The organism is Amycolatopsis sp. NBC_00345, from assembly GCF_036116635.1.
Taxonomy (GTDB): domain Bacteria; phylum Actinomycetota; class Actinomycetes; order Mycobacteriales; family Pseudonocardiaceae; genus Amycolatopsis.
In genome coordinates, this window is sequence record NZ_CP107995.1 from 6,973,788 (window position 1) to 6,994,326 (window position 20,539).

General features: G+C 67.4%; 13 protein-coding genes. 5 read left to right on the top strand and 8 right to left on the bottom strand.

Annotated features, from left to right (window positions below):
- The first annotated feature begins 101 nt into the window (after positions 1–101).
- A protein-coding gene (locus OG943_RS31280; protein WP_442874591.1) for an IS5 family transposase occupies positions 102–928 on the top strand; the annotation gives its coding sequence in 2 pieces (ribosomal slippage) (positions 102–453 and positions 453–928; 828 coding nt in all).
- On the opposite strand, the gene OG943_RS31285 is transcribed toward OG943_RS31280, so the two are convergent.
- The 6 genes from OG943_RS31285 to OG943_RS31310 form a co-directional block, all read right to left on the bottom strand.
- Positions 898–5,778, bottom strand: coding sequence for a class I SAM-dependent DNA methyltransferase (locus OG943_RS31285; RefSeq protein WP_328604510.1), 4,881 nt, complete (start codon positions 5,776–5,778; stop codon positions 898–900). The genes OG943_RS31280 and OG943_RS31285 overlap by 31 nt on opposite strands.
- 137 nt (positions 5,779–5,915) lie before the next feature.
- Positions 5,916–8,735: a DEAD/DEAH box helicase gene (locus tag OG943_RS31290; protein ID WP_328604511.1), complete on the bottom strand. Its 2,820-nt coding sequence runs from the start codon at positions 8,733–8,735 to the stop codon at positions 5,916–5,918.
- Between the two features lie 33 nt (positions 8,736–8,768).
- Positions 8,769–9,875 carry a serine/threonine-protein kinase gene (locus OG943_RS31295; protein WP_328604512.1) on the bottom strand — a complete coding sequence of 369 codons (1,107 nt, stop codon included), beginning with the start codon at positions 9,873–9,875 and terminating at the stop codon, positions 8,769–8,771.
- Between the two features lie 10 nt (positions 9,876–9,885).
- Entirely contained in the window at positions 9,886–10,794 is a 909-nt protein-coding gene (locus OG943_RS31300; RefSeq protein WP_328604513.1) for a hypothetical protein, read from the bottom strand.
- A gap of 18 nt (positions 10,795–10,812) precedes the next feature.
- The gene (locus OG943_RS31305) at positions 10,813–11,937 is read right to left on the bottom strand and encodes an AAA family ATPase (protein WP_328604514.1); all 1,125 of its coding nucleotides are present in this window, start codon (positions 11,935–11,937) and stop codon (positions 10,813–10,815) included.
- The gene (locus tag OG943_RS31310) at positions 11,937–13,130 is read right to left on the bottom strand and encodes a DUF262 domain-containing protein (protein WP_328604515.1); all 1,194 of its coding nucleotides are present in this window, start codon (positions 13,128–13,130) and stop codon (positions 11,937–11,939) included. The genes OG943_RS31305 and OG943_RS31310 overlap by 1 nt, the downstream gene beginning before the upstream one ends.
- A 791-nt stretch (positions 13,131–13,921) precedes the next feature.
- On the opposite strand from OG943_RS31310, the gene OG943_RS31315 reads away from it, so the two are divergent.
- From OG943_RS31315 to OG943_RS31325, 3 genes are all read left to right on the top strand, one after another.
- Entirely contained in the window at positions 13,922–15,976 is a 2,055-nt protein-coding gene (locus OG943_RS31315; protein WP_328604516.1) for a hypothetical protein, read from the top strand.
- Between the two features lie 199 nt (positions 15,977–16,175).
- The gene (locus tag OG943_RS31320; protein ID WP_328604517.1) at positions 16,176–16,814 is read left to right on the top strand and encodes a 3'-5' exonuclease; all 639 of its coding nucleotides are present in this window, start codon (positions 16,176–16,178) and stop codon (positions 16,812–16,814) included.
- A 241-nt stretch (positions 16,815–17,055) separates the two neighbouring features.
- Positions 17,056–18,447 carry a hypothetical protein gene (locus OG943_RS31325; protein ID WP_328604518.1) on the top strand — a complete coding sequence of 464 codons (1,392 nt, stop codon included), beginning with the start codon at positions 17,056–17,058 and terminating at the stop codon, positions 18,445–18,447.
- A 20-nt stretch (positions 18,448–18,467) separates the two neighbouring features.
- On the opposite strand, the gene OG943_RS31330 is transcribed toward OG943_RS31325, so the two are convergent.
- Complete coding sequence (locus tag OG943_RS31330; RefSeq protein WP_328604519.1) at positions 18,468–18,902, bottom strand: SgcJ/EcaC family oxidoreductase; 435 nt, start codon at positions 18,900–18,902, stop codon at positions 18,468–18,470.
- A gap of 4 nt (positions 18,903–18,906) precedes the next feature.
- Complete coding sequence (locus OG943_RS31335) at positions 18,907–19,866, bottom strand: helix-turn-helix domain-containing protein (protein WP_328604520.1); 960 nt, start codon at positions 19,864–19,866, stop codon at positions 18,907–18,909.
- Positions 19,867–20,076: 210 nt separating this feature from the next.
- On the opposite strand from OG943_RS31335, the gene OG943_RS31340 reads away from it, so the two are divergent.
- Positions 20,077–20,526 carry a hypothetical protein gene (locus tag OG943_RS31340; protein ID WP_328604521.1) on the top strand — a complete coding sequence of 150 codons (450 nt, stop codon included), beginning with the start codon at positions 20,077–20,079 and terminating at the stop codon, positions 20,524–20,526.
- The last annotated feature ends 13 nt before the right edge of the window (positions 20,527–20,539 follow it).

A 20,539-nucleotide genomic window follows, 5' to 3' on the forward strand; every position in this document is an offset into this window, starting at 1 on the left:
TCCCTCCGGCGGCGGCGTGCCGTCCGCCAGATGCGCTACCAGCTGCTGGTAGTGCTCCTTAGAGCGTGTCTTACGTGGCGATCTGTCGCTGGTGAGCGATGATGTTGGCTGTGGTTGATCGTTTGTCGTTGCGGTTGGTGCCGGATGAGCTGTGGGTGCTGGCGGAGCCGTTGGTCCCGGTGTTCGAGCCGCGTCCGCAGGGTGGTGGCACTGCTCCGGTGGACGCTCGTGCGGTGTTCACCGCGATCGTGTACGTGCTGACCAGCGGGTGTGCGTGGCGGGATTTGCCGCCGTCGTTCGGGGTGCCGTTCCAGACCGCGCATCGCCGCTTCGGCCAGTGGACCAAGTCCGGGTTGTGGCGACGGCTGCATCACGTGTTACTGGACGAACTCGGCAGTCAGGGTCTGCTCGACTGGAGCCGCGCGATCGTGGACGGCGCCTGCGTGCGCGCGAAAAAGGGGGCTCTCTGACCGGTCCCAGTCCGGTCGATCGTGGCAAGCCCGGCTCGAAGATCCACGCCCTGTCCGATCGCGCCGGACTGCCGCTGGCCGTCGCGGTCTCCGCGGCGAACACGAACGACTCCTATGCACTCAAGCCTCTGGTGATGGCAATCCCGGCGATCCGCTCCCGCCGCGGTCCACGGCGCCGCAAGCCGGCCAAGCTGCACGCCGACAAGGCCTACGACCAGCCCGCGTTGCGGCGCTGGGTCCGCGACCGCGGCATCACGGTCCGCATCGCCCGCAAAGGCATCGAATCCAAGGACAAACTCGGCAAGCACCGCTGGGTGATCGAACGAACCATGGCCTGGTTCACCGGATACCGCCGCCTGACCCTGCGCTACGAACGCAAAGCCGAGCACTTCCTCGCCTTCCTCATCCTCGGAGCCAGCCTCACCTGCTACAAGAAACTCCGCAAACTCACCACGTGAGACAAGCTCTTAGTCTGGCCGTGGCCGAAGGCATGTGACTTGGCCGCGATCCGGCGGCCGGTCGCATCGAAGTACATCTGCTCCTCGCGCTCGGACAGGATCGGATAGCGGGACTTGTAGATGGCGACCAGTTCGTCCGCCTCGATCCCCAGCCACACTGCCACCAGTGCGTCCAGCTCGACCAGCGCCGCCCTTCGCGCGTAGTCCGTACGCAGCGGGCTGTGCCACGTCCACTCGGCCCCGATGTCGGCCAGCGGAGCCAGCCTCGGCCATGCCATGGCCCATTCCTCCGTCTTCCGCCAGCCCGGCTCAACCAGTTCGCCCCACAGCTGGCCATAAGCACTAGTCAGGCAGTTCAACCGAAGAGCCCGGAGCAGCAGCGCCGACTCCAGGGGATGCCCCTGTTCCGGTGCCGGCATCCGCAACGCCTCGGACACCTGGAGGTGCTGCCTCCCCGTGATCCTGATCAGATAGTCGAGCGGCAAGCTCGACCAAAATCCGACTGCTTTCACGGTGTCCCGGCTGCTATTCAGCGCGAGGCTGTGAACGGTGTGCACATGGGCCGGCCCCGGTGGCAACACCGAAGTGAACAGGCTTCGCTCGGAGCCCTTGGGGTCGATCATCGCCCGCCAGGTCAGGCGGACAAAGTCCGTGTACTTCCGCTTGGCGACCTCGGCGAGGAAGCCGTCGACGGCATCGTCGGTCGGCTCGCCGCTGCTTCGAGCGGCCAGCTCGGTGCGTGCCGCGTGCACCGCTGCCGGCGAATCGCGAAGGTCGTCGAGCCGCCGGTGGTCCACCCACCGATCCTGGGCAGCCTCGTAACGCTGCCGATCACACGCTCGCGCGTAAGCAGTGCGCGGCAACGCATCTTCAGCGATAGCCGTCAGGTCCCAGGCGGTCCAGTCGTTATTGCTACGCAGGTCCTCGTCCGGCTGCTTGGCCAGCGGGGTCGAGATCCCGAAGTGCGGCCCTTGCAGCACCGCCTCGTCCCAGGACTCCGGCGTCGCGATCTCCCACCTGATGTAGCCCAGCTTCTTACCGTTGGCTTCATCGTAGCCGCGAGAAATCTCTGGCCGCTGGTCTCCGACTCGGTGCCGCGCTCGCGACAGCGCCGAAATCGCGCCGTTCTCGGCATCCGTGATCGGGTACAACAACTGAGTCTCCACCACCGGAGCCACCGAGGCCGCTCCGGCCAGCTCGCGCCACTCCGCCAGCTTCGCCTCGTTCACCCGCACGATCCGCTTCTTGTGCGGGCGCGTGTCCCACCCTCCGTTGAACTTCTGTCCCGGTAGCTCACCGGTACCGTCGTGGGTCAGAGACTCCCGCAGGACACTGACGTCGTGAAGCTGGCTCAGGTGCTCAAAGTCGATTTCCTGGCGCGCACCGTAGATGTGAATGCCAAATTCCTGGCGATCGCTAAGGTCCGTGAACGCCCACTTGGTTACGTTGACGAAGTGCCCGTGCACCCGCAGGTGTCGGTAAGCCTCGGCACGCAGGGGACCTTCCTTGACCCCACCGAAATGCGTGTCGGGATGGATCATCCCAACCGTCCCCGACCGGCCGACGTGCGACCACGCCCGGCACATGAACGCCCGGTAGAGATCCGGCTGTGTGCCGGCCACCAGCGGGTACAGCACCGGCGAGCCTAGCGTGTCGACCATGCCGACGTTGCCGGTCAACTCGGACAGGACGAAGTCGGCCGCCGCACGGTCGTTCAGCAGTTCCGACTTGCGCTCCGCCTGCTCCGTCGCCGTCGGCTTCTCGGCGAGCTTGAACCACGGATTGAACTCGGCCAACACTGAGTCTTCCTTCCATCGGGGACGCACCCACGGTGGATTACCCAGTTGCAGGTCGAAGCCGCCTGCGTCGCCGACGAAGATGTGGGCGAAGTCCAGCTCCCAGTGGAAGAACCCGTGCTCCTCGGCGATGTTCTCGATGATCCCGAACCACGGGTACCGGTGGATGATCCGGTACGGCTCCTCCATGTTCATCAGGTTGCGCAGCGCATCTTCACGCTCGTCCAGTTCGGACAGCAAACGTTTCGGCTCGGTGAACAACGTGCCTTCCTCGAAGGTGAGGTCGGCGGTGCCCAGCAACGACTCGGCGAAGTCCAGCCAATCGTCCATAGTAGACAATGGGATCGCTTCCCGGCGACGGGCAGGCGTGTGCTCGGACCAGCCGTTCTGTTTCTTGCGCCGCGCGGCAGGCCGGACCTCGACCTCGACGGGGTCGTCGAAGATCGTCGTCTGTTCGGCCACGCCCAGTCCGGGAAGTGCGAACTGCAGCAGCGGACGACTCGTGGTCGCGGTGGCCTCCGGTTTCGCCTGCGGCTGCGCGGCACTCGCGGAGTTGCGTTCGGCCACCTTGTAGTCGGGTGCGCTGCCGTCAAGCAGCGCCGAGTGCTGGACCGGCCAGAACCACAGGGCGCACCAGGTGTCCATCAGCTTCTTGAGCCGCCAGTAGGGAGAGCCTTGGGCTTGCAGGTCCGCGAGCACCTTGTCCCGGTGCACGGCTTCCTCGGGATGGGGCAGGTCGGCTTCGTCGACGCCCCACACCGGAATGTGCCGGGAGATCTCCCGCTGCGAGACCTTCAGCCGCACGACCACCTGTTCCCACAGCAACTCGACCCGGCGCGCCAGGCCCTGGAGCCTCTTGACCTGGGCCTGCGTCGGCTTGTGGCGGATCGAGGTGCGCCACTCGCGCAGCCGTGTCGTGTCGGCCGGCGCGAAATCCAGTGCGGCCGCCTTCGCCGCCACCGCGCCCCAGCCCACGGCCGGCAACAGGAACTGGTGCACGGCGCCCTCGGGCAACTCGCCATCGCGCAACGGCAGCTCCACCGGCGGCTCGGTGTCTGTGGCCTTGGCCCAGTTCCCGGCCTTGACCTGCTCGGCGGTGTAGTGCCGCCGGGCCGCGCCGATCAGCGAGTTGCCCCACCGCAGATGCAGGCCGAACCACGGCGCCTGAAGTCCCGCGTGCATGACGTTGAGCCACATCGACACCTCGGCCAGCTCGACTGCGATCGGATTGAGGTCGACCCCGTAGCTGTTGTGGAGCGCGATGTAGGCCTTAACCTCGCGCAGCCGGTCTTCGTACTCAGCCGACGGGACCCGTTCCTTGAGCTCCTCCTGACGACGGCGCAGGTATTCGGCGGCGAGCTGGTTGATCGCTTCGTTGAGGAACGCTCCGGACCCCAGCGCCGGTTCACAGATCGTCCAGCACAGCAATTCCCGGGCTTGGACCTCGCCTGCTTCCTCGATCCGATGCTGCAGAGCGAGCTCCACCGTGATCTTGGTCAGCGATTCCGGCGTGTAGTAGGACGCACTGGTCTGACGGTCGCGGCCAGCGAGCCGGTAGACGAACGCCCCGGCCGGGTAACGGACCCGCAGCGGAACCCCGGTTTCCTCGTTGGTCCGGTGCACGAACACGGTGTCCGGGAACTGGTCCGCCTTGTCCGCGGGAACCATCCAGCTGCCGTCGGCCGGGTCACCGCCCTTGGCCACTTCGTACAGCTCCTGCTCCGCGATGAACCCGGTGTAGGACATCAGACCCTCATACACCGCGCCGAGCTGGTTGATGCCGAGCTGGGCGTAGGAGATGAATCCGCCGCGCTCACCCTTGCGCCCCTTGCTGAGCATCAGCAGTCGCAACACCTCGTGCAGGCATTTGTTGCGCAACCGGGTGTCAGCCAGCACCCGGCGGTCATCGTCATCCTCGTACTCGACCGAACCGATCAGCGTCGTCCGATCCGGCCGGAAGAGGTCGGAGTTGAGCTGCTCGAACCGGATCCCCTCGTCCTCGGACCGCTGGTCGTCATCGCCGGACGCCGCGCGCCCGGCCACGGTGCGCGCCCGATACCCGTTGTTTACCAGCCGGAACAACAAGTCCAGCGACTCGTACAGATGGAACCCAGCGCCGGCGGCTTCGTCGGCCAGCGGATGGGTGACCAGTTCCCCCAGCCTGCCCATGCCGTAACCCTCGGCGTACTCCGGATAGTCCGAGGGCAGCACACCCAGTTCTGGCCGCGCCTCGGCGTACAGGAGGAACAGGATCCGGTAGAGATACCGCAGTGACTGCCGGGCCAGGGTTTTCGCCAGCGTCCGCGGCTCGTCGATCTCGGCCGGATCAACGCCGTTCTCACGCAGGCGCGCCAGAACCTCGCTCGCGATCAGCTCGACCGAGCGCTGCAACCCCACCCGGAGCTCGGCGGACACCGCCACGGCGTGCTTGTTCGAAAGGCCTACGACAGACGCCAGTGTCTTGCCCTCGACGTCGCTCGGACGCAGGGACTCCGCGGAGAACAGCGCGGCGATGGTGTCGAGCTCACCACCGGCCGAGGTGTCGTTACGTCCGAACGCGACGTCGAGATTCGCCGCCAGATAGCGGCCCTCGCCCCAGGCGTACCGATCGGCCAGAATCACGACGGCGCCAGCGAGCACCACGATATAACGAGGCGCATCCTCGATTCCGATCAGAAACTGGATGAGATCGTCACTCGAGGAGATCTGCTTGCCCGCGGGCAACTCCACCGGATCGCGCAGGGCACCGGCGTCGGCCGGGTCGAGCGCCGCGTCGAAGTCCGTTGCCCAGCCACACTCCACGACAACCACGTCGCCCTCGGCGTGCAGAACCGGCACCGAGTGCTCGACCCCGCTGTGCACGACCGCGATCGACCTGCGCTCGACCTTGCCGGCTTCCTCCTTCTCCTCCTCGGCCGGCAGCGCGAGACCCAACGCGACAACCATGTCGACATGGAGTTGGTCGAGCCGGCGTTGCCGGACCGTCGCCGTGGACTCATCGTCAGCGAGTACCGCGCGCGCCGCGAAGTAGGGTTCGCGAACTCCACGCAGCATCTTCCGCGGGCTTGCCGCGCCCGACTTCTCCGCAGCCGCCTATGCGGGGAGCCTGGTGCGCTTGAGCTCCTTGGGAAACACCTCGGCGAGATAGTGCGCGGACAGATACTCACCCGCGTTCAGCAGGGAATCGAAAGTCATCCTCGTCCCTCCAGTACCGCAAGCAGCCGGACGAACGGAGCCCCCGACGTGCGCATCGCCCGGACCAGCGCGCGCTGCTCCTCGGCCGTCCCGGTGACTTTCTCCCGCCGCCTGGCCGAGCTGTCCTCGAACAAGCTCAGCTGCGTCCAGCTGTCGAGCCTGGACAGATGTGCCGCCAGCGGCTTCTCGATCTCGCTCGCATAGTGTTCCCGCTGGATTTCCAGCTGCTCGCGGGCAGCCGCGACGGCCGCCGGAACCAGCGCCTGCAAGTGCGAAAGATCACCGCTGTCCAACGGGTTCGGCATCCTCGGCCCGACTCCGGCCGCCGCGAGCACGTCGAACATCGGACGCACCGTGGGCACGCCGGGAAGCTCGCTCACCGCCATCCACTCCACCACTGTGGGCCGGCCCAGCGCATTCGAGTAGGTACCCTGCACCAGGAAGGTCGGCTGATCCACCGCGGCTCGGAGCACCGGAGCCTCCAGCCTGCCGACCCGCACCAGAACCTTGTCCACCAGCCATTCCACGAACGGGTGCAGATCACTGGCGAATCCGACGGTCGGCCATGCGCTCTCACGGGCACGGGCCTTGTCCAGGTGCTCCTGCGCGGTCTGCTGGTCGAAGGTGATCCGCAGCCGCTCGTGCATCCGCTGCGACTTCAGCACGGACGGCGGCAGCGCCTTGAGCCGGCGCATCAGATCATCGGGAGGAGTGAGGGCGAAGATCTCGTTGCGATCGCCTTCGCGCCTGATCTCCAGGTCGTTGCGAGAACCGTAGAGCCCGCGAATGGCGTCGGTCACGAAGCTCTCAGTGCTGTCGAACAGCGTCGGCAACGCGGCCTGCGCTGGTGGCGCCGTCTCGGACGAGGCGACCGTGGGCGCGAGGAGGTCCGCAAGGAGGTCGTCCGGCGTCGGCTCGGCCAGGCGCTCCTCGACCGGCTTACCCATCAACAGGTCCTTGGTCAGCCGATCCTCTTCGAGACGCGCGTCGTAGAGCCCGGTAACGGTCTCCGCGGTGCCCAGGCTCGCGTGAGCTGCCGCCTCCCGCGCGAGAAGCTTTTCGGCGACCGTCGTGTCATCCTTGGCGCCGGGCACCACCGAGGTCAGGATCAACGCGGTGAACTGCGGCTCGTGCAGCTGGCCGAACCGATCGATGCGGCCGTTGCGTTGCTCGATCCGGATCAGGCTCCACGGTAAGTCGTAATGGATCAGGTGGTGGCACTGCTGGTGCAGGTTGACGCCTTCGGAGGCCACCTCGCCGGTGAACAGCAGCCGGACCGGGCTCGCCGCCTGGCCGAATTCCTCGATGATCTCCTGCTCTTTCTGGTCCGAAATGCCGCCGTGCATGACGCGCACGGCATCGGCGGCGGCCTTGGCGCCGAACCCGAGCCTCGCCGGAACGGCTTCCGCCAGCCACTTCAGCGTCGGGACGCGCTCCGAGAACACCACGACCCTGGCCGGCTTCCCCGGACCGACGCCGATCTCCGCGAGTTTAGCCACCAGCCCGCCGAGTTTGGCCGAATCGTCGTCGGTGACGGCATTGGCCAGGTCGCGCAAACGTTCCAGCGCGACGCGTTCAGCCTCGATGCCGGAGCCCTCGGCTACCGCCGCCTCGCCGCCCGTCAGCGTCTTGATCCTGGTCGCCGCGGTCTCCGCGAGCGCACGATGCGACGACAGGAATGACTTCAGCAGGTTGAACGAGAACAACCGGCCGTCCTTGCCGCCCGCGGGCGAAGCATCCGGGTCGAGCCAACGATCGGTGAGCTCGGCGAACACCTTCTCCTCGGCACCGGACGCCGGGCACCGCAAGGGTTGCGACGGGCCGCGGTCGGCCCAGCTGCCCTGGATGTGGTCCCGGACTTCCGGGCTGATCTTGGTACGCCGGATGTAGAGGTGCTCGATCTGCTCCGGCCGGTAGTTGTCCCGGTCCGCGATCGCGGCTGGATCCAGCAGGTCGATCAGATCGGCGAACGAGCGCCGGTCACCGTTGTGCGGAGTGGCGCTGGCGAGCAGCAGGGCGTCCGTGCGGGGCGCGAGTTCCTTCGCCAGCTGCGCCCGCAGGTTCCGGCCGCCCATGAGGTTGTGCGACTCGTCGATGACGACCGCGTCCCAGTGGATGTTCTGCAGGTGATGCCGGTAGCGGCCGATGTGCTTGAGCGTGTCCACCGAGATGATCACACGCTTGTAGTAGGTGAACGGGTTGCGGCCAGCCGGAATGTCACGCTGGATGCGCTGGATTCCGAGCGAGTCGAGCCGGATCAGCGGCACCGAAAACCGGGTCCACAACTCACGCTGGAACTGTTCCAGCACCTGCTGCGGAGTGACGACGAGAATGCGTTCCCCGCGGCCGCGCCGGATGAGCTCGGCCAGGGTCAGGCCTATTTCGAGGGTTTTCCCAAGCCCGACGACGTCGGCGACAAGAATACGCGGCCGCAGTCCCGACAACGCGAGTTCGGCAGGCCGCTGCTGGTAGGGATTGCGTTTGAGCACGAACTTGTCGGTCATGGCGAGACCGCGCTCGGACTGCGGAAGCGGCGTCTTGCGCAGCACCGCTTCGAGGAACAGCCTGCTGGTCCGGAAGTTCTCGCTGGTGTCCGCGACGAGGGTGGTGTCCTCCGGCCGCAGCACTCGGATGCCGGTGTCGATCTCCCTGAAGAACGTGGCTTCCTGGTCGCGGACTATGCCGGTCATCCCTACGGCCACGATCTTGACACCGTCGTGCTCGGTGGTGGTGACCCCTCGCACCAGCCAGACCTCGTCCCGGATCAGCAGTTGCGCACCCGGTGCGATACCGCCCTCGTGCTGGCTGGTCGCCATGCGTAGCCCCTCGCTCCCCTGACTCACCGTGACCTACTGCCATCGCCCCAGACCCGGAAAGGTTACCAACCGGAGCGGGCCGAGCACGCGGTTACAGCGCCGGCCCCGGGCGTACGCGGTCCGTAGGCGATCCGCCGCGAGGACGGCGCCGGCCGGCAACTCGGAGTGACTGACCGCGACGCTCGCCTCACGCTTCGGTTTCGGCGTGGGTGTCAGCCCGTCTTCCGGTTCAGCCTGGCGCGCGACACCCGCCGCAGTGATCCTGCGCAGGCGCTCGCGTGCTTCGAGCGGACTCAATCCAGTCTTCTCGACGACGGCCAAAAGCAGGTCACAGGCAACTTTGAGTGCCGGGCGATCCTCGGGCTCGTGTGCGAGCATCGCCGTCAGCGGAGCCACCAGATCGGCGGCCAGCCCGCTCAGATCCGGATGTTCGCCGGGAGACTCGATCTTGCGTATGAGGGCGTACTCGGAGTCGGCGTTCGTGAACGGGTAGTGCCCGGTCGCGGCATAAAGCAGAGTCGCGCCGAGACCGAACACATCGGCGGCTGTTGTCAACGAGGACTGCCGCACCTGCTCCGGCGCCATGCACACGAGCGTGCCGACAACCCGGCCGGTACGGGAGATCCTGGCCGGGTCCTCGATGCGCGCGACCTTCTCCGCGTTCAGCAGTGCCAGGCCGAAGTCGATGACCTTCGGCCCATCCGCGGCGAGCACGATGTTGTGCGGTTTGAGGTCACGGTGCAGCAGGTCGGCCTGGTGAATGCTGACCAGTCCCTCGGCCAGCACTGCTCCCATGATCGCGACCATGGCGGGCTCAAGCGGGCCGTGGTCCGCCACCCAGGCACGCAGTGTTGCTCCCGGGATGTACTCCATCGCCAGCCACGGCTGTTCCGCTTCGGCGTCACCCTCGACGAAGGACGCCGTGCGGCTGCCGAAAACCGTTCTCAGCGCCTCCATCTCGACCGCGAATCGCGCCCGCTCCTCGGCGTCGAAATCGACCGCGCGGATCTGCTTGACCGCCACCTGCTCGCCGGCGGGGGAAATCCCCCGGTAGACCACCCCCATGCCACCTTTGCCGAGCAGCTCGGCGATCCGGTACGGCCCGATCTCCGCGGGGATGCCGGTGTCCTCGGCAGTCACAGCACTCCTATCACACGCCCAGTTTCGACCCGATGTAGGCGATCGTAGCCTTTCGCTCCTCATGAAGAAGGCGAAAATGCACTCTGCCATGGTGCGGGGTGAACCGGGCGTGCATGTCGAAGACCCGGACCTGCCCGTCGAGGTCGGTGAATTCGCAGTACCGTCTGCGCTGTTCGTGTTCCGGGGTGACCAGGCTTCGCCATCGGGGGAGCGCCTCGGTCCGCGGCGTCCACGCAGCCAGGGCTTCCTGGATCTCCATCAACCGGGTGCGCACCGGGATCAGCCGGTCCGAGGACAGCGTGCCGAGGTCTTCCTCAACCCTCGGCAGGAAGTTCAGCGACGGGAAGAACTCCGAACGCGCGGCCCACAAAGCGATGCCGGTGCCGATCGATGTCAGCCCCCCTCGTGCCAGCCATGACTCGTGCACTCGGACGTGGTGTTGCGAAGAAGCATGCGGGATGTCGACCTCGTCCTCAGTCAGCTCGCCGTCGCCGGTCAGCGTGTTCCGGGCCAGGGTGATCCGGTCGGCCAACCAGTCCGGTGCAGTCGGCAGACTCACGGCCAGGCCCTCGACCAGGTGGGCGACTCCCATGCCTCGCGCTGCCCGCCCGTCATGCAGGTACTCGAGTTCGTCCTCGGGCGGCGAAAGCTCGTCGAAGGTAATCGGCGCTCGAGCCTGCATACTGCGGATCAGGCGCCACAAATCCTTGTTCCGCGCGTCGTTGGCCCACTTGGCCATGGGGTACCCGGGCGCGAGCTCCACCGACGGCAGCCTCGCCGGGCTGAGCAGCGCGCTACCAGGACGTACGGCACGGGCCTCCTTGAGCGCCTCGACGAACTCGCGCATTGCCTTGTCCACTTGATCGGCTTGCAGCACCGTGGCACAGGACAGTTCATTGAGGCACAGCCAGGTTGACATGCCGCTCCCACTCGGTTGTCAGTCGATCAGTTCGTCCAGCGAGCGGTCCCACTCGTCGAAGAACCCGGATGGCCAATCCGACAGCATACCGTCCGCACCAACTCGAGGCGTCTCGATCTGCTTGTGCCTCCGGTCGGAGTGGAAGTAGTGCAGCGCAACGTGATCGGCAGGCAGAATCCCCCGCTTGACCGAGAGCCGCAGGCCATTGAGGACGTGGTCGCTATGCGACTCGACGACGAGCTGCGCCCCCGCGGCCACGGCGTGGGCAGCCAGCCTCGCCATCGCCGACTGGCCTCGCGGATGCAGGTGGGCTTCGGGATTCTCCAGCAGGATCAACCCACCCGGTCGCGCGGTCAGGCAGGCCACGATGACCGGCAGCACGTAGGTCAAGCCGTAGCCGACGTTGGTCGGCCGGTACTGATTGGACGAGGACAGACCTGCAGTGCCGAAACTGAAAGCCAAGCGGACGGTGTCGGTTCCTTCGATGCCCGTCGCCGACAGGTTCACCCCGGGGCACATGTACCCCAGCCATGCCTCTGTCTGCTGCAGCAAGGTGTCTGAGGCCGCGTCGGGATGTAGCAACTGTGGGAAGGCGATGACGTCGTCTTGGTGATGGCGAAGGTAGTTGACAGTGTGCTCGCCGCGCGCGCCCAGAAAACCGCGGCGGATAGCGACATCGTGCGATCGGGGGTAGCTGACGGCCGGATTTATCCGGTCCGCCCGTAGGTACTGAAACGACGTACCGAAGATCGGCAAGTCACGAAGCTGTTGCGGATCTGGCCCCTTGACCAGTGGCAGCAGGTCTTCCTCTGTGCCATAGGCCGCTGCCCAGCGCCAAGTATCGACACCATCTCGCAGGCCGATCTCGATCGCACCTTCGGCAGCTTCGGTGGGCACCCATTCCTCGTGCCGGACATCGCGGCCGATGCCCAGCTCGACGAGATCCCCGTTGAGCAGGAACCCGCTTCCCGCATCACCGGGAACCAGTACCCCTGCGTCGAACGACTGCCGCAGCAAGGCCAGCGCCTGCAGCGCGGTGCTCTTCCCGGACGAGTTCAGGCCCGTCAGCAGCGTCAGACCGCCCAGCGGAATCGAAATCTCGGCGAAAGCCTTGAAGTTGCGCAGATCAAGTTGAGTGAGCATCAGATGCTTCCGTCATAGTCACTGAAAAGCCGGCGTACCGCCTCGAACCGCAAGCGGATCTTGGCGACGTCTCCGGTTCCGACAGATATTGCCCGATCGAAGTCGTTGTCCGAGAATAACCTTCTGATCATTTCTGCGTTTACTTCCGGCGCCCGTCGGCGCAATTCGTCCAGATGAGCCGCCGAGCGGATTGCAAGATTTACGGAAATAGTCTCAAAGAGCGCCTTGTTGATAGGGTAACGACCGGGCTGACCTGCCCGTTGCTTGCGAAATGCGTGCTTTCCGAAAATATCCTTGGCCGCCGTCATAGCAGCCTGGAAGTCGTCCTTTATCCGGTCGATCTGCTGCTCGGACAGCTCGTTGATCTCACTCATCGACTCCCGGAGGAACCGGTCGAATTCTTGCGACTTGTATCCAGCAATATCCGTTCGCAGGAAGGCAATGAACCGAAGGGCCATCTCGCGATCCGCCATGCGCGCGGTCGCAACGCTGTTCAGAGTCGCCGCAACGAAGGAGGGCGATTGAGCAAGATCAGCGAGCAGCCCTCTGGCTTTTCCAGGAATCAGCGCATGTCGCAGCTCCTGCTGGGAAAGCGGCATACCGCCCGTATTGATCCGGGCGAAGATGTTAAACTTGACCTCCTCCGGGGTTCCCCGGCGGATCAGATGCAGGACGACCTCGGTCTCCTCCAGACGGGTCTTGAGGCGACCGGGGAGCTCCTGAAACGTATGCCCGTTGAGCCGGTCGAGGTAGTCCAGACCGCGCAGCTCCAACGCGTCGAGACCGATCGCATCGGGATCGACGAACCTGCAGATGGTGGTGAGCCGCTGGATCCCGTCAACGATCGCCCAGCGCTCGTCATCGGCCTCCGCTGCGTAGAAAGTCGGCAACGGGATGCGCAGGAGCAGCGACTCGATCAGTCTGCTCTGACTCACCGGATTCCAGATGCCGGCGTGCCGCTGGAAGTCCGGTGCGAGGTCAATGCTTCCGCGTTTGATTCGCGAGAGAAGCAGCGACACGGTCGGGGTGCGGGTGACTACATCGATCTTCTCCGGATCGAACGGTTCCTTGATCCAGCTGCCGGAGTCTTCGGAAATCTGCTCGACATCCGAATTTCCGCCGTTAGCATCTGGCTCGAGCCTGATTCCGTCCGCGAACAACAGTTGCCGACTCGTGTAAGCCTCTTCCGTCATGTCCTCGCGCCATCTCCCCGAGCCGGCCAGAGCCTGATCAACCACACCTACCGCGCCATCCTATGCCGAGGCGCGGGCCTCCGCCCGCGCGTGATCCAGGTCTTCACGCGCGGCTCGCCCACTCAAGGTCCCTGAGCAGGGCTGCGAGCAGCCGCTCCTCCGACCAGTCGGTAGGCGCTGGCAAACGCCGTTTACTGCGGCCGCGAGACCGCCGTCGGTGGCATGATCGCTGTCGAGGCCGTCCCGGAGCGTTGACGCAAGGCGGCCTCAGCGCCGCCGCGAGCGGCTTCGGCTGCCAGTCGGGCATGTCTGGCGGCCCTTTTCCCCGTCGAATAGTCGGGGATCCTGGTCCGTCTGCCAACCGCGGCCCGCGCCCTGTTCGCGAAACCTCGCGGTGACCGGCGCAGCTTGCGTCCAGACGGTCTTCGGCTTTGGCGCGGAAGTCATCCGTGAGGAGTTCGGCGAGTCAGAACTGCGACGGCGTCGGCGTGGTGCCGCTCAAGCACGGACACGCTCCTCGGTTCGGTGACGGTGACCGATCGCCTGCGGCAGGAACACCCGGCAGGCGCCGATGGGCTTCTCGGTCACGGCGTGTTACCTCCCCTTCTGCGGTACGTATACGAGATGCGACGCGGAGCAGCGACAACGAATGGATCCCGTCGCGCCCGCAGCTTGAGCGCAGCAGACCCGTCGTCATCGGACCCGCCATCGACGGACCCGTCCACGCCGGCCACGCCCACGTCTGCTTTAGCCTGGACGCCTCAAACCGGCGAAGACCACAGAACAGAGCGATGCGCACCTATTTCGAGCCCGAGGACGACGAAGCATTCCAAGCGGCCAAAGACCTCCTGATCCGGCGATGCACAGCCTGGGCTGAGGACCAGGGCCACGCGGTCGATCCGTTCGCGCTGACCGCGGCGCTGGATTTCCGGCACCACAGCATCGATGGACGATTGGCGTGGTGGACAGCCGGGCTGGTCGAGAAATTCCTGCTGTCGTACGTACCGCGCGCGCTGTCGATCACTGCAGAGGACGCAGCCGGCCTGCCGGAATCTCTGCGTCTGTTTGTCCGTTACCTGCACGCGACCGGGCTGGCCGATCCCACCGGCGATCCACTGATCGACCTCGACGCGGCCATCACGAAGTGCGATGCCGAGTTCCCCGCGGCGATGGCCGACGAACGCAACTTCGGCCTGGCCAAATTCTGGGTCATGACCGCGACCCGCCATGACGTCGATCCCACCGACAACTCCGCCATGGGCGCCTTCATCGAAGACGCCCGCGACGGCCGGATCGACTACGACGACGAGGTTCTCGCTCACATCGCCGAGCGGCACACCCGCGAAGACCGGACCGAGCGCGCGGTTGTGCAGCTTCCCGTGTCACTTCCGCCGGAAGCCGCACTCGCGGCGGCCGCCGAGCACAGCGCGGTGGTTGCCCAGTTGCGCGCGCTGGTCGCCTGGGTCGGTGACGGCCGGGCGCTGACCACGACCGGGAACATCAAACTCGGCGACGCTCGCGAGCTGGTGAAGCTGCTGGACACCGGCGACACCCTCGACCCGAGGATCGGCGAGCACGTGTCCCGCACCAAGAGCAGCGCCGAACTGCCCGGCCTCACTCGTGTGACCGACCTGGCCAAGGAGCTCCGGCTCGTCCGGGTGATCAAGAACAAACTGGTGCGCGTAGCGAAAGCCGCACCACTGCTGCGGGACAGTCTTGCGCTGTGGACAGCCACGTTCGACGCGCTGCCCGCCCTCGACCTCCTCGTGCGACCGAGTTCGTGGGCTGCTGAGCACACCCGGATGCTCGACCACATGCTCGGCGACGTGCTGCCCGACGTACTCAACACCGTTTACGGGTTGCCTGAGCCGATACCGGTGGTCCGGCTGGCCGAAAGCGTCTGGTTGGCCTGCACCGAGGCGTTCAACCTCGACGCTCTCGGGCCAGCGGCCACAGCGAGGTGGCGAGAGGGTGTCGGTGCGGACCTTCAGCGGCTGCTCGGTCTGCTGGCCGAATTCGGCGCGGTCGAGTTGACCGTCGGCCGGCCTGATCCGATGTACCGGATCGACCTGGACCCCGACTGGCAGCTGGGACAGGACGAACCCGCGCCGTTGCCGCCGGACGCAAAAGACCGCCTGTGGGCCGCGCTGGGCCTCGACGCTGGCCCTGTGGAGCTGGTCTCGCTCACGCCCTTGGCAACTCATGCGGTGCGTACCCGCCTGCTTCGCGAAGGGCGCTACGCGCCGCTGGTCGGCGAGCTATCCGATGCCGAGCCTGCCCAGTTGCTGGGCATGATCGCCGAACATTACAGCCCGGAGACGGCCGCGGCGGAGATCGCCGGGTGGCTGACCAGGCACGGCGGCCGGGAGCGCGGACTGCCTCAGCTGTTGGGTGGAGTGCGCGGCTGCCCGTTCCGCGCTCGCGCCTCCGCGATGCTCGATGTACTGGCCGAGACCGCCCCCGATCCGTCCGCGTTCTTGCACGAACTGCGCGCGGACCAGCAGCTGGGCCCGAGTGCGACACAGCTGCTGGTCGATACCGGCGAGATCAGCCTGGACGACCTCTCCCCGCAGGAGGGGCTGTGCGCGATGGCCGAGCAGTTCATCCATCTGCTGGAAATCGGCGGCTCCGACGCCGTAGCCGATGCGCTCGCCGAGGTCCCGGGCGGCCAGGCGCGCGATCTGGTGACGATGTTGCTGACCTCCGGCCATCCTGACTCGACCGGCCTGGACGAGCTGGACACCCTCGCCCGGTCCCGGTTCGGCCAAGGCCGCGTTGCCGCGCATCCCCTCGCCGGAGTGTCCCGATCCAACCGCCCGCGCGGCAGCCGTAAGGGGCACCGCTGATCACACCTGCGGCGACGGCGAGATGGTCTTGGCCCGTTTGCCGGACAGGCCCGCATCGAGCCGAAACTCTCCGACGGACACGACGGACACCCGCGTGGCCAGGTCTGGGGCGGTGCACCGGGATCGGGCTCGCGGCTGAGTACTTCGGCAATGGCGGCGACAAGCAATGGCCCTGACCACCCTCGCTCTCGATCCCCGGATGGGGCGCACTCGGTTCGTCGTGATCGACTTCGAGGGGCTCACCCCGGTTGGGCGGGCGCCTGTGCCGGTTGAAGTCGCCGCCGTCACGGTGGTGTGCCGTGGGGACGGGACGCTGGAAGAGCTGGGGCAGTTCGGCTCGCTGATGAAGCCGCCCGCCGGCGTGGCGGTCACCGCGTTCGACCAGGCCGCCGGGATCACCCGTGCGCTGCTGGCGACCGCACCACCGGCGCGGGAGGTGATGGCCGCGCTCGACCGGCACGTCCATGACCCAGCCGAGGCGGCCGGGGCCGAGGTCCGGCTGGTCGCCCAGAACGCGCCCACCGAACGGACCATGCTGCACGGGCAGCGCGACCACTGTCCCCGCCTGGCCGGCACCCCGCTGCTCGACACCCTCCGTCTGGCCCGGGCAAGCCTGCCGGAGCTGACCGCGCACGGATTGAGCGAACTGGCCCGCTACTTCGGCGTGACGATTCCCCCGGACCGGCATCGGGCGCTCGCCGACGTCGAGTTGACCATCGCCGTCCTGCGCGAGCTGTTGACGCGCGGGCCATGGGAGACGCTGCTCGACCTCGAACGGACCGCGGCGCTGCAGCCCAAGCGCGTCGAACCAGCCGGCGAGCAGACCGGGCTGTTCTGATCCCGGCGGCAGCATGCGTCTGACCACAGTGGACACTCTCAGCCGCCACGCAATAGTGACGTAGGCCACAGTGTCCGGAGAACCGCGCGGCCGCCGACGGCGTCTTCCCGGGTGCCGGAGGGGATTCGGCAGGGGAACATTCGAGGGAGCGATCGATGCGTGTGGTCAGTACGGCCGACGGCGGCAGCCCGACTGAGCGAGGCTGCTCGGCACCGTTCGCACTGCAGACGGGGGCGGGCTGGTGACCACACGGGTGCTCGGAACCGATCGGATGGCGGACCGGCGTAAAGGGCGGGTGCTCGGCCTCGAGTTGCGACGGTCGACGGCGCCGGTGGCCGGCGCGTTGGCTCTGGTGCTGGGGCTGCTCTCGATGTTGTACCTGTTCGGCGGGCTGAGTTCGCCGTTCGGGCAGTGGAACGGGTTCACCGGGGCCCTGCGCAACAGCCTGGAGGTCCTCTGCCCGGTGGCCCTCGCCGCCGGGGCCTGGCAGGGGCGGCGGGAAGCCCAGCCCGGCGCGGCCGAGCTGATCTCGACCACCGCGCGGCCCACCTGGCAGCGCGTGGTGCCGGTCGCCGGCGCGCTCGCGATCACGCTGACGGCGGCGTTTCTGGTGTTGTTCGTCTTCGGCGCGGTCCAGGTCGCGGCCAACACCTCCTACCAGCACCTCGGCTGGCTCCCGATGCTGCTCGCGGGCGAGCTCTCGCTGATCGCGGCGGGGTGGCTCGGGCTGGGCATCGGCACCGTGGCGCCTTCGGCGTTCACCGCGCCGATGCTCGCGGTCTTCGGCCTGGTCATCCTGCGGTTCCTGGCGTACGGGGTCGACGGACAGGCGTCACTGCTGGGCCCCGGGCTGACCTTTCGCGACGACTTCCGGGACCTCGCGCCCCAGGTCACCTGGGCCCAGCTGCTCTGGTTCGCGGGGCTGGCCGTGGGCGGTCTGGTGCTGACGATGGCCACCGGGCGCCGCCGTTACCTGGCGGTGCTGGCGATCGGCCTCGGGCTCGCGGGGTCGCTGCCGCTGTTCCCCGCGAACCAAGCCGCGACCTACGTCACCGACCCGGCCGCCGTGGCACCGGTCTGCACCTCGGACGCGCCCCGTGTCTGCGTCACCCAGGCCCACGCCGACGCGCTGGCCGACGTCACCGACCCGGCCAGGGAGGCGCTGCGACTGCTGGCGCCGCTGGCCGACGCTCCGACGTCGGTCATGGAAGACACCTCGAGCCCCTACGAGCCCGAGGTGAAGAGCCAGCCGTCCGAGGTGCTGCTGTTCGCGCTGAACTCCTACGAGCTGGACGAGCACTCCCACGTGACGTTGCCCAGGGACGAGCTGCTGAACCGGATGCTGGAAGGCGCCGGGACGGTGTCGTGCGGCGACCCGTCCCAGCCACCCCCGGAGCTGTCCCGGGCGGAGGACGAGCGAAGGGAGCGCCAGTTCGCCGCGCGGGAACTCGCGGTCGCGCTGCTGCTCGGAAAACCGGTGCCCCTGTTCAACACCCGAGCCTCCCAGGCCTGGCCCGCGCTGCACGCGCTGCCGGCCGCCGAACAACAGCGACGGCTCAGCGCGCTGCGTGCGGCGTCCCTGTCCTGCCAGAGCGATTCGCTGCGCATCCTCACCCAGGGCGCCACCGGCTGACCCGCTGCTCCACCCGGGTTCTACTTGGCCGCCAAGGATTCCAGGGTTCCCGCGGTCTCCAGCGAGACCAGGCGTGAGTTCTGCAACGTGGCGACCTCCCAGCGGTCGTTCTGCCACACCATGGCGAACAGCTGGAGGAAGGAACGGTGCGGGGGCGGCTGCTCCTCGCCCGGCATCAGCATGGCCATGCGGGCGTGCACCACGCCCCACCCCGGCCGGACGATCCGGGCGAAGGGCACGTCGCCCCGCACCAGCCGGGTGCCCTTCAGCACCGTGTCGAACATCGGCTGGTGGAACGCGACCATCTCGTCGCGTCCTTTGTGGATGGTTCCCTCGAAGTCCACCATTTCGGCGTCTTCCGCCAGATCGGCCAGGAACGCGGCGGCGTCACCGGCGTTCCAGCCCTCGTTCATCCGGCCCGGAATGGCGCTCATCGCCTCAACCGACTGCTCCATGCGATCACCTTTCTGTGCTGTGACCACCATCCTCGCCGGGCCGGGCGGCGGGCGCCTTGATCATCCGTGCACGGTTGCTGAACGTCAGTGCCGCGGCGTTGTACCCGTAGGTGGCCTTGAACAGCCGGCTGAAGTGCGCCGGGTCGGCGAACCCCCATCGGGCGGCGACGGCCGCGACGGTGCGGTCGCTCCCGGCCAGGTCCGCCCGGCACCGCTCCAGGCGGCGCCGGCGGATCAGGGCCGCTACTGTCAGCGGCTGGTCCTCGAAGAGCTTGTGCAGACGGCGGATGGACATGTGGTGCGCCGCAGCCACTTTCGCCGGAGTGAGGTCCCGATCGGACAGTCTCGCTTCGATGAAGCCGACGACCCGGGCGCGCAGCGCCTCGTCGGGGGCCGGAGGCGCATCACCCAGCTGAGCCGACAGCGCCACCGCGATCAGCTCGATCACCGCGGCCGCCGACCGGTCCGCCTCATCGGCGCGGAACCCGGCCAGCGACCGCGCCATCTCCCGCGCGAGCGAGGACACCAGGGCCCCGGGGCCGCTGTCGCCGCGGATCCGCACCCCGGCCAGCCTCGCGGCGTCGTCCGGCCCGAGCCGCAGAGCGTGCCGCGGCACCAGCATGGTCACGCTCGTGGTCTCGGAGCTGGCGAACCGCACCGGCCGCACCGGGTCGATCAGGACCAGGTCGCCGGGTTCGAGCACGGCGATGTTGCCGCCCTGCTCGGCTCGCACCCGTCCCCGCGTCACCAGCTCGATCTGCCACAGCCCGCTGTCGGCCTCGCGGGCGGACCGCGCGTCCCGGAAGCACTCGCCCTCCGGGGAGACCAGTTCCGCCAGCCTCAGGGGTCCCAGGTCGCCGGTCACCACGCCGGCGCGGAAGCCGTCACCCACGTGCCGACGGCCGCGCAGGGGCGGCAGGGCGCTCGCCTCGAGCGCCTCCAGGAATACATCAGCGCTGGTCATAGCCCTACAGTACCCGCCGGCACCCGGCGGTGAGGCCGGGCGCAGACGGCACCGCGGCAGGGCGAAGCAGCCGATACATCCGTTCTACGTAATTGTCACGGACGCGCCGAAGCCGCCGGCCGCGCGAAGGTTGTCCCAGCCTCAACGGGGGCCATCAGCAACCGCCTGCACCGGGCACGACGATCGGTGCGCACAACGTTGGAGATCACCATGGCAGCCGGAACCTTCGTCGACAGCCCGCCCCGCTGGGCGGACCGGATCGGGCGCACGCTGCTCGCCCTCGACGCGGCCAGCACGATCGGGTTCGCGTTCGTGGACGGGATCAGGCGCGTCACCCAGGCCGCCGACGCGCAGATCATGATGGAGTTCTGGGTGACGACCGCCTACCTGGTCTTCGCCGGCCTGTGGGCCATCCTGGCCTGGGCGCCGCGCGAGTACCGGGGCATCTGGGAGCTCATCCTGATCCAGAAGATCGCGGTCACCGTGTTCGCCTGGGTGCTGATCGACAAGCCCGACGCCGTGCGGAACACCATCAGCGACACCAGCCTCGTGGTGACGACCATCGTGGCCTACGTGCTGTGCCGCGGCTGGTACACCTGGCGGAAAGCCACTGCGGCCGAACCGGTGGGCGCCGGGCACCTGGCCACTTCGACCGGATGACGGCGACCGCCGG

What these genes read in the sequence shown, in the direction of transcription:
- OG943_RS31340 (WP_328604521.1), top strand. Translation starts at nt 20,077, where the DNA reads ATGGCAGCCGGAACCTTCGTCGACAGCCCGCCCCGCTGGGCGGACCGG.
- OG943_RS31300 (WP_328604513.1), bottom strand. Translation starts at nt 10,794, where the DNA reads ATGTCAACCTGGCTGTGCCTCAATGAACTGTCCTGTGCCACGGTGCTG.
- OG943_RS31310 (WP_328604515.1), bottom strand. Translation starts at nt 13,130, where the DNA reads ATGACGGAAGAGGCTTACACGAGTCGGCAACTGTTGTTCGCGGACGGA.
- OG943_RS31320 (WP_328604517.1), top strand. Translation starts at nt 16,176, where the DNA reads ATGGGGCGCACTCGGTTCGTCGTGATCGACTTCGAGGGGCTCACCCCG.
- OG943_RS31335 (WP_328604520.1), bottom strand. Translation starts at nt 19,866, where the DNA reads ATGACCAGCGCTGATGTATTCCTGGAGGCGCTCGAGGCGAGCGCCCTG.
- OG943_RS31290 (WP_328604511.1), bottom strand. Translation starts at nt 8,735, where the DNA reads ATGGCGACCAGCCAGCACGAGGGCGGTATCGCACCGGGTGCGCAACTG.
- OG943_RS31315 (WP_328604516.1), top strand. Translation starts at nt 13,922, where the DNA reads ATGCGCACCTATTTCGAGCCCGAGGACGACGAAGCATTCCAAGCGGCC.
- OG943_RS31305 (WP_328604514.1), bottom strand. Translation starts at nt 11,937, where the DNA reads ATGCTCACTCAACTTGATCTGCGCAACTTCAAGGCTTTCGCCGAGATT.
- OG943_RS31285 (WP_328604510.1), bottom strand. Translation starts at nt 5,778, where the DNA reads ATGCTGCGTGGAGTTCGCGAACCCTACTTCGCGGCGCGCGCGGTACTC.
- OG943_RS31330 (WP_328604519.1), bottom strand. Translation starts at nt 18,902, where the DNA reads ATGGAGCAGTCGGTTGAGGCGATGAGCGCCATTCCGGGCCGGATGAAC.